The organism is Lawsonibacter sp. JLR.KK007, from assembly GCF_036941135.1.
Classification (GTDB): Bacteria; Bacillota; Clostridia; order Oscillospirales; family Oscillospiraceae; genus Lawsonibacter.
On the sequence record NZ_JAYWSY010000002.1, the window covers coordinates 1,487,546 to 1,504,349 of the forward strand.

The window sequence follows — 16,804 nt, forward strand, 5'->3', positions numbered from 1 at the left end:
TAATCTCTATGGAGAAACACACCCTTAACGACTATATCGCCCTGTTGGAGGAGCGCTCCCTGCTGGCCGCGCCGGTCCCCGATTCCTTGGACCGGTCCGCCGCCGTGGAGCTGGTGTCCTACGACTCCCGGGAGGTGGTCCCCGGTACGCTGTTCCTCTGCAAGGGGGCCCACTTCAAGGCGGAATTTCTCCAAATGGCCCAGGAGAAGGGGGCCATCGCCTATGTGAGCGAAAAACCGTATCCGGAATCGCCCCTGCCCTGCCTCCTGGTCAGCGGCATGCGGAGCACCATCGCCCCCCTGGCTGACCGCTTTTATGACCACCCCTCCGGGAAGCTGAAGGTCATCGGCCTGACGGGGACCAAGGGGAAATCCTCCACAGCCTACTACCTGAAGTATATCCTGGACTCCTGTCTGGCGGAGCAGGACAAGCCGGAGAGCGGCATCATCTCCTCCATCGACACCTACGACGGGGTAGACCGCTTCGAGTCCCACATCACCACCCCCGACGCTTTGGACCTGCAGCGCCACTTCCACCACGCGGTCCAGTCCGGGCTGGAATACCTGACCATGGAGGTGTCCAGTCAGGCGCTGAAGTACCACCGCTCCCTGTGCACCGACTTTGCCGCCGCATGCTTTCTCAACATCGGCTACGACCATATTTCCCCGATCGAGCACTCCGACTTTGAGGACTACTTCTCCTCCAAGCTGCGGATCTTCCGGCAGGGGGCGGTCAACTGTGTCAACCTGGACTGCGGCCACGCGGACCGCATCTTTGCCGCCGCTTTGGAGGCGGGCCGGCCGGTCTACACCTTCTCCCAGCGGGACAAGGAGGCGGATGTCTTCGCCTCCCAGGTGCGCAAGCGGGGGGGCGACATCCTGTTCCAGGTGCGCACCCGGCGGTATGAGCGGGAGTTCCGCCTCACCATGCCGGGGCTGTTCAACGTGGAAAACGCCCTGGCCGCCATCACCGTGTGCGAGGCGCTGGGGGTCCCCCAGCGGCACATCTACGCCGGGCTGGAACGGGCCCGTGTGCCGGGGCGGATGGAGGTCTACTCCAACGCCGGCGAGACGGTCACTGCCATTGTGGACTACGCCCACAACCGCATGAGCTTCGAGACCCTGTTCCGCTCCGTCCAGGCGGAGTACCCCGGACGGCGGATCGTGACGGTCTTCGGCTGCCCTGGCCTGAAGGCTCTGGACCGGCGGCGGGACCTGGGAGAAATTTCCGGGAAATACTCCGACCTGGTGGTCCTCACCGAGGAGGACAGCGGGGAGGAGGACACCCTGTCCATCTGCCAGGAGATCGCCGGACACGTGGCGGAGCAGGGCTGCGCGTATATCATCCAGCCCAACCGGGGGGAGGCCATCCGGCAGGCAATTCTGAGCTGCAAGGAGCCCTCCATCCTGCTGATCACCGGAAAGGGTCAGGAGACCCGGCAGAAGCGGGGACGGGAGTATGTGGAGGTGCCCACCGATGTGGACTATGTCCACGCCTTCCTCCGGGAGTACGACGCGGCCCGTCAGCTGGACGGCCTGGAAAAGGTGCGGAGCCTGCTGGCCCTGCTGCCCGCCCTGGAAAAGCACCGGGGAAGGAAGGCAGCAGTCTGGAGCGCCTCCCCCGGGGAGGACCTGCGCCAGGACGCCAGCGCCCTGCGGACGGTGGGGATGGAGGTATCCCTGGTTCAGCCGGGCGGCGATTTCCCCGCAGATGCAGATTATGTGGTGTATCTCGCCCCAATGGGGGAGGGCAGCCGTCTTGGGGGCCGCATGGATACCAGGCGGGTGGAGGAGCTGCTGTCCGCCGGGGCGGTCCCCCAGGAGCTGACCCCCATGTTGGAGCACTGCCTGACCGCCCTCCGCGCCGGCACGGAGGAGGCCGCCCTCCTGGACAGCACCGCCGAGCACGCCCTGCTGCTGTATATGCTGGACCAGCATACGCCGGGGATAATGATAACACCATAACAAAAGAGGATGGCTCACTCAGCCATCCTCTTCTCGTACTTTTTCAGAAGGTCCTCTACCGCTTCATCTAACAGCCTCGATTTGGGAACCCTTGTTTTCTTTGACAGTTCATTGAACGGCCCGACTAATTCGTTAGCCAGAGAAGAAATCAATTTGGTTCGATTTACAAGCTTTGTATCTGCCATCCTGCCCGTCTCCTATGCACTATATGGTGACTATTAAGTTACCATTAAAATTTCTTTTCGTCAATTGCTCACCACCTATTGACTAGGTAGTTACCACTTGGTATACTGTAGGTGGGGTGATAATATGAAAAAGGCGGACAAAAAGGTAACCGTTGGAATGTCGCAGGAACTCTATGACACGCTGAAACAGCTGGCAACAGAGGACTCCAGGTCTGTTCCCAGCTATATCCGGCTGCTTCTGCGGGAACACACAGAGAAAAAATAATTTCACCCTTGCATATACCGGGGCAGCTGTGGTATAATCAACCTAGCCAGTAAGTCTATCAAAACGTACTGTTTCCACAGCAAAGAAGGACCCCGCAGAGAGAGGCCACTCTCCGCGGGGTCCTTCCAGGCTTATCTGCCCTTGTCGTGACGGTCAAGCCATTTGCAAACGCAATAGCCAACTACGTTTGCCATAACCGACACCAAAAAGTCTATCAAAACATTCACTGTTTCCACCCCCTTTCTGTTGCCACAGATTGGGTAATGTAGGGCAGCACGGTGATTATATCAAAATTCGACCGTATATGCAAGCGGCGGGGGAGACCCCGCCGCACTTGTATTTATCCGTTAAACTTCCCCATCCCCCGGTCGATGCCCTCGGCCAGGATGCACTCGATGGCGTCGGCGGCCCGTTTGACGGCCCCGTCAATAGCTTTTTTGTCCTCGCCCACGAACTTGCCCAGCACCCAGTCAGCCAGATCATAGCCGGGGTGGGGCTTTTCGCCCACCCCCACCCGCAGCCGGGGGAACTGGTCGGTACCTAGGTGCTGGATGATGTTTTTCAGTCCGTTGTGCCCTCCGGCGGAGCCCTTTGTCCGGATACGCAGCCGTCCCACGGGCAGGGCGGTGTCGTCGGACACCACCAGCACATGGTCAGGGGGGATCTTGTAAAAATCCGCCGCCTGACGCACCGCCTCGCCGGACAGGTTCATATAGGTGATGGGCTTCATCACCAGCACCTTTTCCCCGGAAATGGACAGCACATTGGTCAGCGCCTTGAATTTCAGCCGCTGGATGGGCTTGCTCTGCCGCTCGGCCACCTCGTCGGCCACCATAAAGCCCACATTGTGCCGGGTATTTTCGTACTTGTCCCCCGGATTGCCCAGACAGACCAGCAGCCAGCTCACCCCTCCGGCGTCTTGTTTGAAAAACATGGTCGTCACCTCATGAAAACGGGGCGGGCATCCGCCCGCCCCGCATGGTTTACAGGAACAGGGGAGACACGGAGGTCTCCATGTAGATGTGGCTGATGGCCTCGGCAAAGAGGTGGGCCACCGAGATGTAGCGGATCTTGTCGCAGTGCACGTCGGGCTTGGCGGGGATGGTGTTCAGGAAGACCACCTCGTCCAGCACACTGTCCTGAATGCGCTGGATGGCGGGGCCGGACAGCACGCCGTGGGTGGCGCAGGCGGTGACGTCCTTGGCGCCGCCCAGCTCCACCAGAGCCTTGGCCGCGTGGCACAGGGAGCCGCCGGTGTCCACCATGTCGTCCAGGAGGATGACCCGCTTGTCCCGCACATCACCGATGATGTTCATCACCTCGGAGGAGTTGGCCTTCTGCCGCCGCTTGTCCACGATGGCCAGAGGCATATTCAGCTTCTGGGCGAAGGCCCGGGCCCGGGCCACCGAGCCCACGTCGGGGGAGACCACCATGGTGTCGTCCCGGTTGTCCTTGAACTTTCGGTTGAAGTAGTCCACAAAGAGGGGGGAGCCCAGCATATTATCCACCGGAATGTCAAAAAAGCCCTGGATCTGGTTGGCGTGGAGGTCCATGGTCAGCACCCGGTCGGCGCCGGCGGTGGTGATCAGGTTGGCCACCAGCTTGGCGGAGATGGGATCGCGGGGCTTGGTTTTCCGGTCCTGGCGGGCGTAGCCGAAGTAGGGGATCACCGCGGTGATCCGGCCGGCGGAGGCCCGCTTCAGCGCGTCAATGATGATCAGCAGCTCCATCAGCGAGTCGTTGACGGTACTGGTCTTGCCATCCTTGACAAACGCGCAGGTGGACTGGACCACGAAGACGTCTGAGCCGCGGACCGTCTCATAGATAGAGACAAAGTTCTCCCCGTCGGAGAATGCGCCCACCTCTGAGTTCCCCAGGGGGATGCCCAGCTCCTTGCAGATGTCCCTGGCCAGCGCGGGGTTGGAGTTGCCCGTGATGACTTTGATGTCCTTGCCATGTGCGATCATGTATGATATCCTCCCATTTTTCATATCGGCTCACAGCCGTTTCTTCTCTCGTATCCCTTACGTGTGAGGCCGCTCCCTCACGATTTTTTTTGCCGGTTCCGCTCTGCCCAGCCCTCCTTCACCTGCTGGCGGGTCCGGCCGATGACCATGGCGTCCTCCGGAACGTCCTGGGTCACCGTGGTCCCGGCGGCGATAAAGGTCCCGTCCGCCACCGCCACCGGGGCGACAAAATTGGTGTTGCACCCCACAAAGACATGGCTGCCGATGGTGGTGCGGTGCTTCTGGAAGCCGTCGTAGTTGCAGGTAACGGTGCCGCAGCCGAAGTTGCAGTCGTCCCCCACGTCGCTGTCCCCTACGTAGGTCAGGTGAGCCATCTTGGTCCCCCTGCCCAGATTGCAGTTTTTCAGCTGGACAAAGGCCCCGATCTTGGACCCCTCTCCCACCACGCAGTGGGGCCGGAGGTGGGCGTAGGGGCCGATCTGGCAGTCCCGGCGGATGGTGCTCTCCTCGCACTGGGAGGCGTTGATGGTGCAGCCCTCCTCCACCGTGCAGCTGGTGATCATCACCTGGGGGCCGATGGTGCAGTTGGCTCCGATGGTGGTCGTCCCCCGGAGGATGGTGCCGGGGAGCAGGATCGTACCCGCGCCCACTGTGACGCTGTCCTCCACGTACACGGCGGCGGGGTCCATCATAACCACCCCGTCTGCCAGCAGCTGTTCCCGCTTGGCCTGCAGCGGGGCTGAATAGTCGTTCATTGAATTCCTCCTGAATCAGGCTCTGTTATGGCATGGTCATTATACCATACAATTTTCCATTTTTCTACCATTAGAAAATTTTTTTCGAGGGACCTAAAATGCGGCTTTTTCATCAAATCCATTCAAAAGCCGACAAAAACCGCCCTCCTGGTCTCAGAGAGGGCGGCAACATGTCTTTTATTGACAGACCGGAGCCATCGGCCGCACCCCAAGCCGCTCCCGCAGGCGGGACGGCCGGCAGACCCGGGACATCTCCAGCCCGGCGCAGATGGTGTCCACCAGGTCCACCATCCAAGCCTCAAGGGAGCGGGGCAGGGCGCCCCCCAGGGGCCACATGTGGGAGAGGATGATGTTCCGCTCCTTGGGGGTGAGGGGGGTGAGGGCAGCGGCGTTCCGGGCGGCAAACCGGGGGTGGTCAAAGCACTGGTTGCCGGGGTGGGCGGTCTTGTCGCGGGAGTCGTACAGGTACAGGTCGTGGAGCAGCGCCCCCCGGACGGCGGACCGCACATCCAGGTGAAGCATCCGGGCCACACGGTAGGTGGAGAAGGCCACAAACAGGGAGTGGTCCAGGGTGGTCACCGGGCCGTGGTGCTTCCACCGGCCCATCATCCGCACCGGCTCGGAGTCCAGCAGTTCCCTGGTCAGCTCCACAAACTCCCGTTCCCGCAGCTTACGGCTTAAACGGCTCATTGGAATCAGTCCTTTCGTCGTAATCGCAGGGTGTTCCCTGCGCAGTTGATTCTGACCCCATCATACACTATCTTCGCACCGTTGTCATCTGAGAATTTTTTACAATTTTACCGGGTCTGCCCCGCTCCTTTTATCACAAATTTGAAGGAACAAAGCTCTCCCAGGCCCAAAGGCCCCCTTGCGTGCAACTTTTGGGTGGAAATCCCCATCTCGCAGCCCAGGCCGAACTCCCCGCCGTCGGTGAAGCGGGTGGAGGCGTTCCAGTATACCGCCGCGCTGTCCACCTGGTTCAGGAAGGCATGGGCCGCCTGCTCCTCGCCGGTGACGATGGCCTCCGAGTGGCCGGTGGAGTGGGCGGCGATGTGGGCGACGGCCTCCTCCAGACAGTCCACCACCTTAACGGCCATAATGTAATCCAGAAATTCGGTGTCAAAGTCAAGGGGCCCGGCGGGGGTGCCGTCGATGATTTTGGCCGCTTCCGGGTCCAGCCGCAGCTCCACCGGGTGGCCAAAGCGGTTGTGCTCCAGCCGGTCCTTCAGCTTGGGTAAAAACTCCCCGGCCACGTCCCGGTGGACCAGGCAGACCTCGGCGGCGTTGCACACGCTGGGCCGGGAGCATTTGGCGTTTTCGATGATGTCCAGGGCCATACCCTGATCCGCGTCCCTGTCCACGTAGATGTGGCAGATACCGGTCCCCGTCTCCAGCACGGGGACGGCGGCGTTGTCCACGCAGGCCCGGATCAGTCCCGCTCCGCCCCGGGGGATGAGCAGGTCCACCAGCCCTCTGGCCTGCATCAGCTCATTTGCCGAGGCCCGAGTGGTATCCTCCACCAGCTGGAGCGCGTCATGGGGCAGTCCGGCGGCGGACAGACCCTCCTTCAACGCGGCCACAATGGCGGCGGCGGAGCGGTGAGCCTCCTTGCCGCCCCGCAGGACGCAGGCGGAGCCCGCCTTCAGGGCCAGGGCGGCGGCGTCGGAGGTGACGTTGGGGCGGCTCTCGTAGATGATGGCGATCACCCCCATAGGCACGGCGGTCTTCTCAATGACCAGCCCGTTGGGCCGCTCCACCCGGCGGAGCACCGCCCCCACCGGGTCGGGCAGCTCCGCTGCCTCCCGGATTCCCTGGGCCATCCCGGCGATCCGGCCTCCGTCAAGGGCCAGCCGGTCCAGCATCACCTCGGAGACGGTCCCCTTGGCCGCCTCCAGGTCCAGGGCATTGGCCGCAAGGATGTCTGCGCTGTGGGCCTCCAGGGCGTCCGCCATGGCCAGCAGGGCCTGGTTTTTCGTCCTGGTATCCGCCAGGGCCATCCTTCCCTTGGCGGCCTTTGCGTTCTGTAGCAGTTCCTGTGTCGTCATATTGATTACACCTCAGTTTCGTTTAATGGGGCCACACCATGCTGACCGCGCACAGGGCCAGGGAGAGGGCCATTACAAGATCCACCGTCTTCCGGTAATTGGCAAACAGCCTTTGCAGAGAGACTCCGGCAAAGAGCCACACCAGGTTGCACGCCGGACCGGTGAAGGGGAGAAACAGTCCCACCGGCAGCAGCGCCCAGAGGGAGCCATTGTAGGGCAGCACATATCCAGCCAGGGCGGTGATACAGAAGATGATTACCTTCACGTTGGTCAGATTAACCAGCAGCCCCATACGGAAGGAGGGGGCCGCCGGGTCATGGTCCGGGTCCGCGCCGCTGGAACGGAGCATATGCCAGGCCATCCACAGCAGATAGGCCGCCCCCACCCAAACGAGCATTCCCACATACTCGCTCAGCGCCGCTCCCAGCAGCCAGGTGAGGGCCACCGCCCCCATGCTGTCCAGAAAGAAGCCGCAGAATAACCCCCGCCACTGCCGCAGAGCGGGGTCCCGTCCGTACCGCAGGGCGGCGCTGAGGGAACAGAGGTTGGCGGGTCCGGGGGTGATGCCCCCCACAAAGCAGTAAATCAAAAAGCTGGGAATCAATGAAGCTGGCATGACCGCCACCATCCTTTCCTTGGATGGCTCTATCCTACCAGAAAAAATAACATTTGAAAAGCAAATGTTTTTGAAGTATAGTATTGATATTATCAATACTTCGGAGGAAGCGCTATGGAACTGAAAAATCTCCGCACCTTTCAGGCGGTGGTGGACCAGGGCAGCTACCAAAAGGCGGCAGAATATCTGGGCTACACCCAGTCTACCATTACGGTTCAAATCCAGCAGCTGGAGGAGGAGTTGGGCGTTCCTCTTTTTGAGCGGGTGGGCCGGCGGATGGTACTGACCCAGGTGGGGGAGAAGGCCCTGGAACAAACCAGGGATCTGCTTCTGGCCGCCGGCCGGCTGGCCGCGGTGGGGCAGAAGGACAGCGCCCTCTCCGGCACGCTGCGGATCGACATGGCGGAGACCCTGCTGTGCTACAAGACCCAGCCGGTGATCCAGAAGTTCCGGAAGCTGGCTCCCCAGGTGCGGCTCATTATCCGCAGCCGCAATTGCCTGGACATCGCGGAAAATGTCCGCTCCGGGGCCTGTGACCTGGGGGTCGGCTACGACATGGACTGGAGCCGGGACGTGCTGGAGGTGGAGCCCATGGGGGAGTACGAGGTGATCTTATTGGCCTCTTCGGAGTTCTGTCATCCGGATTTTGTAACCCACAACCAGCGCAAGCCGGTGTCCCTGGTCACCGACGAGCCGGACAGCATCTTCCGCCGCCGTCTGGAGGAATACCTCCGGGAGCGGAACATCACCCTGGACGCAACCCTGGAGCTGTGGAGCATCGAGACCATCAAGCGGTGCGTCATGTCCAACCTGGGTTTTACCTATCTGCCCCGGTTCGCCGCCCAGGGGGAGCTGGCAGACGGGAGGCTGGTAGAGCTGATTGCCCCCATCTCCGGCGTCCGGTTCCCGACCCTGTGCGCCCGGCACAAAAACCGCTGGGTCACGCCAGCTATGGAGCTGTTTATGCGGCTTCTGCGGGAAACCTTGAATTAACTGAACCGGCGGCGGAAGGGGGCGATGTTGCCGTCCCGGCCGGGGCGCTCCAGGATGGAGAAGGTCACCGCCTCAAAGAGACGGCCCCAGCCCTCCTCCAGAAGCAGCTCCTGCCAGAAGCGGGCCACATCCTCCGGGTCGTTGCGGAACACGCCGCAGCCGTAGGCCCCCAAAACCAGTTCGGTGCAGCCCCATCTGGCGAACAGGGCCAGAACCTTCCGCATCCGGCCCTTCATGACCGCCTTGGCCCGGTCCGCGCTGTCCCCGTTGCGCAGAACAATCCCCATGTTGACGGCGGGGGCGGTAATCACCGGGCAGGTGATGCTGTGCTCCGTCAGGGCGTAATCACTGGTGCGGAAGAAGGTGACGTCGCCAATGAGCATGGTGTCGGTGTACACCGGGTCCCGGTTGGCCCGGTTGATCTCGTAGTATCGGGGCCCCTGGCCGGTGGTCTGGGTCTGGTACAGGTTGGAGCATAAGGCCAGGCACTCCTCCTGGGCTACCGAGCCGTTGAGGAACCCGCCCCCAGGATTTTTGGCGGAGGCGAAATTCAACACCCCGATCTTAGGGCAGAGGGTCTCCCCATCAGCCAGCCGGAAAACAGCGTCTACCGTCCCCTCGCCCCGGACCTCCAGGGCGGCGGAGGAGCCCTCCGCTGGAAGGACCGTCTCCTCCACCAGCTTATCCAGCGCCCCGGCGGTCCACAGCTCAGCAGGCCGGCAGGCGTCATACAGGATGACCTGACCGTTTACCGAATAGCGCCCCGCCCGGCTGATTTCCAGCGTCTCCTGGGCCAGGACCTGTAATTGTGTCCGGTTCATGGCATATCCTCCCTATTTTGCGCCCAAAAATCGGGTGCCCACTGCTTTTCCCTCGGCGATGTCGTAGAGCCGCTCGGGGTGTTCGCCGTTGGTGATCACCATATCGCAGCCCCGGGCGGTGACCATCTTGGCCGCCCGCAGCTTGGTCTCCATGCCGCCGGTGGCCAGGTCGCTGCCCTTGCCCCCCGCCAGGGCCTCAATCTCCGGGGTGACCGCCTCCACTGTGGGGATGAGTTGGGCGGTCGGGTCCTTCCGGGGGTCGGCGGTGTACAGGCCCTCGATGTCGCTGAGGAGGACCAGCAGGTCCGCCCCCACCGAGCAGGCCACGATGCCGCCCAGGGTGTCGTTGTCCCCCACCTTGATCTCGGCGGTGGCTACCGTGTCGTTCTCGTTGATAATGGGCAGGGCTCCCAGCTCCAGCAGCCGGGCCATGGTGTTTTCAAAATTCTGCCGGCGGCCGTCGTTGTCCACGTCCTCGCTGGTCAGCAGGATCTGGGCCACCGTGTGGTTGTACTGGGAAAAGAGCTTGTCATAGGTGTACATCAGCTCGCACTGGCCCACCGCCGCCGCCGCCTGCTTGGTGGGCATGTCGGAGGGCTTGCCGGGCAGGTTCAGCTTGCCCACCCCCATGCCGATGGCCCCGGAGGACACCAGGATCATCTCATGCCCCGCGTTTTTCAAATCGGACAGCACCTTCACCAGCTCCTCCACGTGGCGGATGTTCAGCCGTCCGGTGGCGTGAGCCAGGGTGGAGGTGCCTACTTTTACTACAATACGCATCTTTTTCACCTCAAAATTATTACGATCTCCAGTTTGCCAGGGGATAGTCGTTTTTGCAGCTCTGAAACGCCTCCAGCAGCGCACGCTCCTCCTGCTCCGGATCTTGACATACAGCCCAAAGCACCAGAAGCTCCTGACAGCCTGACACCTGCCAGACTGCCCGGCCTCCCAGATGGTTTCCGCTTTCCCCCCACCCATGCCGGATGTACTGTCTCAACCGCTGCCGCAGCCCCTTTTGTCCGTCGGCCTTCCCAATATACAACAGACAGGGACAGCCCTGGCACATATACTTTTTTTCCAGCGTCTCCACTGGATAGGGGGTGGACTGATTGGGATTTCTTGCAGGTCGCCAAAAAAACGGTTGGAAGGCCACCTCTTTCTCCGGAGGGATACAGATGAAATACACACCCCGTTCCTCCGGGACCTGGGCACAGTCAGAACAGTACAGCTCCATCGCTGTAGGCCAGCGGCCTGCCTCCGGGGGGAAGAAGCTTTTGTAATCAATTATCATTTCAGCTTCAGCGTCTTCTCATAGGCGGCGATCACCGCGTCCATGGCGGCGGCGCGGAAGCCGTCCTCCTCCAGGACCCGGACCCCCTGGATGGTGGCTCCGCCGGGGGAGCAGACCGCGTCCTTCAGCGCGCCGGGGTGCTGGCCGCTCTCCAGCACCATGCGGGCGGCCCCGGCCAGCATCTGGGCAGCGTAGCTGAGCGCCTTGTCCCGGGGCAGGCCGCAGGCCACGCCGCCGTCGGCCAAAGCCTCCGCAAACAGATAGGCGAAGGCCGGCCCGCAGCCAGAGACGGCGCTGGCCGCGTCGATCAGCCCCTCGGGCACCGGGTCCACCAGACCGGCGGGGGCCAGCAGGGCGGCAAAGGCGTCCAGCTCCTCCACCGTCACCAGCTGGCCGCAGTACTGCACCACCCCCGCTCCAATGGCGGAGGGAGTGTTGGGCATGATGCGGATGACGGGGCAGTCCATGTCCAAAAAATCCTGAATCCGGTCGCAGGTCAGGCCCGCCGCCATGGTGACCAGAATGAACCGGTCCTCCCGCTTGCGCAGGATGGGCTCCAGGGGGTCCAGCACCAGCTGCATCATCTGGGGCTTCACCCCTAAAAAGATGAGCTTGGCGGTGCGGGCGATCTCCTCGTTGGTGGACAAGGTCCCGCCGGGCAGCTCCGCCGCCAGGGCCGCCGCCTTGGCCGGGGTGCGGTTGGCCAGCAGGATGGTCTCTGCCAGCCCGCTTTTGGCCGCCGCCTTGGCGATGGCGGAGCCCATATTTCCGGTGCCGATAAAGCCGATGGTCTGATCCATAATAATTCCTCCTTAAGTTGGGACATTTTGTCCGATTATATCACTTTAAGAAATCTTAATCAATTCTTAATTGTATTTTTTCCGCTCCCGCTATATACTGACCGTACTAACACGCTTAGTACAGTATCCGGAAAGGAGGAGCTGTTATGCTGAACCTGGACTACCGGGACGCCCGTCCCATCTACGAACAGGTGAAGGACGGCCTGCGGCGGCTGATGGTCACCGGGGTCATCCAGGAGGGGGAGAAGCTCCCCTCTGTGCGCACCATGGCCGGGACGCTGGCCATCAACCCCAACACCATCCAGCGGGCCTACGAGGCCCTGGAGGCGGAGGGCTATGTCTACTCGGTGCCCGGCAAGGGCTCCTTCGCCGCCCCCAACACCGGGGTGGACGAGGGACGCCGGCAGGACCTGCTCCAGACCTTTGACCAGACGGCGGGCGAGCTGCTGTTTCTGGGGGTCAGCGGGGAAGAACTTTGGGCCCGGGTCCGGGCTCTGGAAGGGGGAACGGCAACATGATCAAGGTAATCAACGTGGTAAAAACCTTCGACGGCTTTCGGGCTCTGGACGGCCTGACCTTGACGGCGGAAAAGGGCTCCATCTACGGCCTGGTGGGGCCCAACGGCGCGGGCAAATCCACCATCCTGCGGCACATTATGGGCATCTGCCGCCCGGATTCCGGCTCCATCCTGGTGGACGGGGACCAGGTCTACGAAAACCCGGCGGTCAAGGCCAAGATCGCCGCCATCCCCGACGACCTGTACTACTTCAACTCCGCCTCCACCCGGGACATGATGCGGTTTTACCGGGGGATGTACCCCAATTTTGATGTAAAGCGGTATGAGGCCCTGGCCGAAGCCTTCCCTGAGGTGGACGAAAAACAGCCCATCCGCCGGCTGTCCAAGGGCATGCAGAAGCAGTCCGCCTTCCGGCTGGCCCTGTGCTGCAATCCGGAGGTGCTGGTGCTGGACGAGCCGGTGGACGGCCTGGACCCGGTGATGCGCCGCCAGGTGTGGACCCTGCTCATGGGGGATGTGGCCCAGCGGGGGACCACGGTGCTGGTGTCCTCCCACAACCTGCGGGAGCTGGAGGACGTGTGCGACCATGTGGGCATCCTGTCCCACGGCAGGGTCCTTCTGGAGCGGTCCCTCACCGACCTGCAGGACAACGTGGTCAAGCTGCAGATCGCCTTTGCCGACGGGAACCTGCCCGAGCTGCCCCGCGACCTGAACGTGCTCCATACCTCCCAGATCGGGCGGGTGTTCACCCTCATTGTCCGGGGCAGCCCGGCGGAGATCAAGACCCGCATGGCCGGCTTCGCCCCCATTCTGATGGAGGCCCTGCCCCTGACCTTGGAGGAAATTTTCATCTATGAACTGGGAGGTGAGAACTATGCGGTCCACGACATCGTACTTTAACGGCGCCCTCTACCGCAAGACTCTGGCCCGCTTCTGGCCCCTGTGGACGGGCTACGGGGTGATTTGGCTGTTTTTTATCCCGCTGAACATGCTCAACACCTACTTTAGCCGCTATATGAACCGCGATCCCCAACAGCGTCTGCTGATCCGCGCGGTGAATCTGCCTGAAATGGCCACCTTTGGCCTGTATCTGGCTGCCTTCTTTGCCATTCTCTGCGCTATGGCGGTGTTCGGCTATCTGTATAACAGCCGCTCCTCCTGCTGGTTCCACGCCCTGCCCACCCGGCGGGAGGCCCTGTTCACCACCCAGTACCTGGCGGGGCTGTCCTTCCTGCTACTGCCCCAGCTGATAACCGCCGTACTGACGGCCATGGTGGAGCTGGCCTTCCTGCCCATGGAGCACTGGGGCGCGGCGATGTCCGCCCTGCTGATGTGGCTGCTGGGTCAGAGCGGCGTGTGCCTGTTCTTCTTCTCCTTCGCCGCCTTCTGCGCCATGTTCACCGGCCACATCCTGGCCCTGCCCGCCTTCTACTGTATTTTCAACGTGCTGGCCGACGTCATCTACACCCTGCTGGACGGCCTGTTCCACGAGTTCTTCTACGGCTACGCCGGGTCCGCCGGGACCGCTCAGATCGTGGAGTACCTCACCCCCGCCTACGCCCTGAAGGACGCGCTGGCGCTGTTTGGCAGCAGCGAAGAGGGGCAGCGCTTCCGCTCCCCGGGCACGGTGGCCGTCTACGCCGCCGTGGGTGTGGCGCTGGCCCTTGTATCCCTGTACGTCTACCGCCGCCGCCATGCGGAGACCGCCGGCGACGTGGTGGCTATCCCCCTGGTGCGCCCCCTGTTCAAATACGGGGTGTCCTTCTGCTCCGGGCTGTGCCTGGGCATGTTCTCCGCAATGTTCTTCGGCTGGACGGACGGCATGGCTGTCCTCATCGCCAGTATCCTGGTCTGGACGGTCATCGGCTGCTTCGCCGCCGAGATGCTGCTGAAAAAGTCCTTCCGGGTGTTCAAGGCCTGGAGGGGGGCGGCGGTCATGGCCGCTGTGATGCTCCTGCTGTGCCTGGGGTGCACCATGGACCTGTTCGGGGTGGAGACCCGGGTGCCTCAGACGGACGGGGTGGAAAGCCTGAATGTCACCTTGGATTTGGGCTATCCCGGCGACAGCGGCAGGGGCTACTCCGCCGTCCTCACCGAGCCAGAGAACATTCAAAAGTTCATCGACCTCCACCGGGCCATCGTAGCCGACCGGGACCGGCTGGACGAGAGCAGCGGAAGCTATCAGACCGGGGACGAATACACCTACCTCCATCTGCACTACACCCTGAAGGGGGGCTCCACCCTGAACCGCTACTACGACAGCTTCCCCGTCTACCAGGAGGACATCGACCAGGAGGGCAGCGTCACCAATCTGGTAAAGGGCCTCTATAAGGACCGGGAATTGGTATCTGACGCCTATGGCTTTGAGAATTTCCTGGAAAAGGGCCGCCTCACCGGGGCCTGGCTGGACCGGGTCAATAACGCCAAGGGCGAGATGGAGTACAACATCTATGTGGACGACTACGCCCAGGAGCTGTGGGACGCGGTACAGCAGGACTTTGCCGAGGGGACCGTCGGCGTGCGTTATCTCTTCGACCACGGCAGCGACCGCCTGAAGGACACCTATCGCACCGATCTGACATTCAGCCTTACGGCTTACCAGCATCCCGGCTCCAACCAGGAGGACTACTCCGTCCAGGCCAGCCCCGCCAGCTACGACATCGACGAGACCCTCATCGTCACCCTCACCCCCAACGCCAGACACACCTTGGCTGTGCTGGATCAGACCGGCATCTTTGAGGAGGGGTACAGCCTGGCGGCCCATGAGCCGGACTATTATCCTGACACCCATACCTGGTAAGCGGCAAAGCCCCCTTTGCAAGGGGGCTTTGCCTTCGCCCAAAAATGCCAGAAAATTTTATTGCTTTTTAGATAGCTCTCCGGTATAATGAAAGGCAAGAGCGGTTATCCCGGGCATTTCGTTGAAATGTCCTACCAAATTTTAGGAGGTAACACCCATCATGAGAGAAGTTTATGTCGTCAACTGCTGCCGTACCGCCATCGGTTCTTTTGGTGGTTCCCTGAAAGACGTCCCCGCCGCCGACCTGGGCGCCGCCGTCATCAAGGAGGCCCTGAACCGGGCAGGCGTCAAGCCCGAGAACGTGGATGAGGTCATGTTCGGCTGCATCCTTACCGCCGGCCTGGGCCAGAACCCCGCCCGTCAGGCCAGCCTGAAGGCCGGTATCCCCACCTCCGTCCCCGCCTACACCGTGGGCATGGTGTGCGGCTCCGGCATGAAGTCCGTTATTGAGGCCGGCCGCACCATCGGCTGCGGCGACGCTGAGATCGTGGTCGCCGGCGGCATGGAGAACATGTCCGCCGCCCCCTTCGCCATCCCTGCCGCCCGCTGGGGCGCCCGCATGGGGGACAACAAGATGGTGGACACCATGATCAAGGACGGCCTGTGGGACGTGTATAACAACTACCACATGGGTACCACCGCCGAGAACATCTGCGACGTGTGGGGCATCACCCGGGAGGAGCTGGACGAGTTCGGCTACAACTCCCAGAAGAAGGCCGCCGACGCTATTGCCGCCGGGAAGTTTGACGACGAGATCGTCCCTGTCATGGTCAAGCAGAAGAAGGAAATGGTGGAGTTCAAGGTGGACGAGTTCCCCCGCCTGTCTCCCGTTGACAAGCTGGCCAAGCTGCGCGGCGCTTTCCCCTGCGGCCCCGAGGGCGTAGAGGACTCCATCGTTCACACCTTTGAGCCCACCCAGATCCACGAGGCCGACGCCAAGAAGCACGTCCAGCGGGTCACCGCCGGTCAGGCCTCCGGCATCAACGACGGCGCCGCCGCCATCGTGCTGGCCTCCAAGGAGGCTGTTGAGAAGTACGGCCTGAAGCCCATGGCCAAGCTGGTCAGCTGGGGCCAGGGCGGCGTGGACCCCAAGATCATGGGCGTGGGTCCTGTGCCCGCCTCCCGTCAGGCCATGGAGAAGGCCGGCCTGAAGATCGAGGACATGGACCTGGTGGAGGCCAACGAGGCCTTTGCCGCCCAGTCCATCGCTGTGGCCCGTGAGCTGAACTTCGACATGAGCAAGGTCAACGTCAACGGCGGCGCCATCGCTCTGGGTCACCCCGTGGGCGCTTCTGGCGCACGGATCATCGTCACCCTGCTCCACGAGATGGCCAAGCGGGACGAGGCCAAGAAGGGCCTGGCCACCCTGTGCATCGGCGGCGGCATGGGCGTTGCCACCATCTTTGAGAAGTGCTGAGTTATTAACACGCCAACCGGCCCGGGAATTATCCCAGGCCGGTTTTTTACTGCCTTTTTTCGACTTGCTCTTTCAGGACCAAATATCCATCCAAAATTCAGTAAAATTCTGCAAGCACTATGGTGTCAGCGCCGATTATATTCTCGGCTTAGGCCGGGATATGAGGTGGTCAAGACAGAACGAAAAACCCCGGATACCTGCTCCAAGGTATCCGAGGCTTCCCGTTGAAAAAGAGGATTAAAATGAAACGAACTGTCTCTTGCAGATGTTATATTACAGGAAACTTATTAACAAATCCAACGTCAGTTGTTACAAAAGGATTAAATCGTCCAAAAAAAATTGGGGAGCGGAGGGCTTTTTGGTGTATT

The 16,804-nt window shown here is 61.8% G+C and carries 18 protein-coding genes; 7 read left to right on the top strand and 11 right to left on the bottom strand.

Features of this window, described 5'->3' with window-relative positions; translation table 11 throughout:
• Window positions 1–8: 8 nt before the first annotated feature.
• Complete coding sequence (murE, locus tag VV088_RS17320) at window positions 9–1,964, top strand: UDP-N-acetylmuramyl-tripeptide synthetase (protein WP_334601926.1); 1,956 nt, start codon at window positions 9–11, stop codon at window positions 1,962–1,964.
• A gap of 14 nt (window positions 1,965–1,978) precedes the next feature.
• On the opposite strand, the gene VV088_RS17325 is transcribed toward murE, so the two are convergent.
• On the bottom strand, window positions 1,979–2,149 hold the full coding sequence (locus tag VV088_RS17325) for a ribbon-helix-helix domain-containing protein (RefSeq protein ID WP_334601927.1): 171 nt from the start codon (window positions 2,147–2,149) through the stop codon (window positions 1,979–1,981).
• Between the two features lie 124 nt (window positions 2,150–2,273).
• Between VV088_RS17325 and VV088_RS17330 the strand changes: the two genes are divergently transcribed.
• Window positions 2,274–2,414: a hypothetical protein gene (locus tag VV088_RS17330; protein WP_334601928.1), complete on the top strand. Its 141-nt coding sequence runs from the start codon at window positions 2,274–2,276 to the stop codon at window positions 2,412–2,414.
• 340 nt (window positions 2,415–2,754) lie between these two features.
• On the opposite strand, the gene pth is transcribed toward VV088_RS17330, so the two are convergent.
• The 6 genes from pth to VV088_RS17360 all read right to left on the bottom strand — a co-directional run bounded on the left by pth (window position 2,755) and on the right by VV088_RS17360 (window position 7,797).
• The gene (gene pth, locus VV088_RS17335) at window positions 2,755–3,348 is read right to left on the bottom strand and encodes an aminoacyl-tRNA hydrolase (protein ID WP_334601929.1); all 594 of its coding nucleotides are present in this window, start codon (window positions 3,346–3,348) and stop codon (window positions 2,755–2,757) included.
• 49 nt (window positions 3,349–3,397) lie between these two features.
• Window positions 3,398–4,381, bottom strand: a complete 984-nt coding sequence (locus VV088_RS17340; RefSeq protein WP_334601930.1) for a ribose-phosphate diphosphokinase — start codon at window positions 4,379–4,381, stop codon at window positions 3,398–3,400.
• Window positions 4,382–4,458: 77 nt separating this feature from the next.
• Entirely contained in the window at window positions 4,459–5,136 is a 678-nt protein-coding gene (locus VV088_RS17345) for a DapH/DapD/GlmU-related protein (protein WP_334601931.1), read from the bottom strand.
• A 177-nt stretch (window positions 5,137–5,313) separates the two neighbouring features.
• Window positions 5,314–5,826 (bottom strand): HD domain-containing protein, encoded by a 513-nt coding sequence (locus VV088_RS17350; protein WP_334601932.1) that lies wholly within the window; start codon window positions 5,824–5,826, stop codon window positions 5,314–5,316.
• Between the two features lie 107 nt (window positions 5,827–5,933).
• On the bottom strand, window positions 5,934–7,181 hold the full coding sequence (locus VV088_RS17355) for a glutamate-5-semialdehyde dehydrogenase (RefSeq protein ID WP_334601933.1): 1,248 nt from the start codon (window positions 7,179–7,181) through the stop codon (window positions 5,934–5,936).
• A 22-nt stretch (window positions 7,182–7,203) separates the two neighbouring features.
• On the bottom strand, window positions 7,204–7,797 hold the full coding sequence (locus VV088_RS17360; protein WP_334601934.1) for a LysE family transporter: 594 nt from the start codon (window positions 7,795–7,797) through the stop codon (window positions 7,204–7,206).
• A 114-nt stretch (window positions 7,798–7,911) separates the two neighbouring features.
• Here VV088_RS17360 and VV088_RS17365 point away from each other — a divergent pair, with 114 nt between their 5' ends.
• Entirely contained in the window at window positions 7,912–8,790 is an 879-nt protein-coding gene (locus VV088_RS17365; RefSeq protein ID WP_334601935.1) for a LysR family transcriptional regulator, read from the top strand.
• On the opposite strand, the gene VV088_RS17370 is transcribed toward VV088_RS17365, so the two are convergent.
• The 4 genes from VV088_RS17370 to proC form a co-directional block, all read right to left on the bottom strand.
• Window positions 8,787–9,611 (bottom strand): TIGR02452 family protein, encoded by an 825-nt coding sequence (locus VV088_RS17370; RefSeq protein ID WP_334601936.1) that lies wholly within the window; start codon window positions 9,609–9,611, stop codon window positions 8,787–8,789. The genes VV088_RS17365 and VV088_RS17370 overlap by 4 nt on opposite strands.
• Window positions 9,612–9,623: 12 nt before the next feature.
• The gene (gene proB / locus VV088_RS17375; RefSeq protein ID WP_334601938.1) at window positions 9,624–10,391 is read right to left on the bottom strand and encodes a glutamate 5-kinase; all 768 of its coding nucleotides are present in this window, start codon (window positions 10,389–10,391) and stop codon (window positions 9,624–9,626) included.
• A gap of 19 nt (window positions 10,392–10,410) precedes the next feature.
• A complete protein-coding gene (locus VV088_RS17380) occupies window positions 10,411–10,797 on the bottom strand; it encodes a hypothetical protein (protein ID WP_334601939.1) in 387 nt (128 codons plus the stop codon).
• 101 nt (window positions 10,798–10,898) lie between these two features.
• Window positions 10,899–11,702, bottom strand: coding sequence for a pyrroline-5-carboxylate reductase (gene proC, locus VV088_RS17385; RefSeq protein WP_334601940.1), 804 nt, complete (start codon window positions 11,700–11,702; stop codon window positions 10,899–10,901).
• A 146-nt stretch (window positions 11,703–11,848) separates the two neighbouring features.
• Here proC and VV088_RS17390 point away from each other — a divergent pair, with 146 nt between their 5' ends.
• From VV088_RS17390 to VV088_RS17405, 4 genes are all read left to right on the top strand, one after another.
• Window positions 11,849–12,220 carry a GntR family transcriptional regulator gene (locus VV088_RS17390; protein WP_334601941.1) on the top strand — a complete coding sequence of 124 codons (372 nt, stop codon included), beginning with the start codon at window positions 11,849–11,851 and terminating at the stop codon, window positions 12,218–12,220.
• Window positions 12,217–13,119 carry an ABC transporter ATP-binding protein gene (locus VV088_RS17395; RefSeq protein ID WP_334601942.1) on the top strand — a complete coding sequence of 301 codons (903 nt, stop codon included), beginning with the start codon at window positions 12,217–12,219 and terminating at the stop codon, window positions 13,117–13,119. Before VV088_RS17390 ends, VV088_RS17395 begins: the two co-directional genes overlap by 4 nt.
• On the top strand, window positions 13,094–15,019 hold the full coding sequence (locus tag VV088_RS17400) for a hypothetical protein (RefSeq protein ID WP_334601943.1): 1,926 nt from the start codon (window positions 13,094–13,096) through the stop codon (window positions 15,017–15,019). Before VV088_RS17395 ends, VV088_RS17400 begins: the two co-directional genes overlap by 26 nt.
• Before the next feature lie 160 nt (window positions 15,020–15,179).
• A complete protein-coding gene (locus VV088_RS17405; protein ID WP_334601944.1) occupies window positions 15,180–16,436 on the top strand; it encodes an acetyl-CoA C-acetyltransferase in 1,257 nt (418 codons plus the stop codon).
• Window positions 16,437–16,804 lie beyond the last annotated feature (368 nt).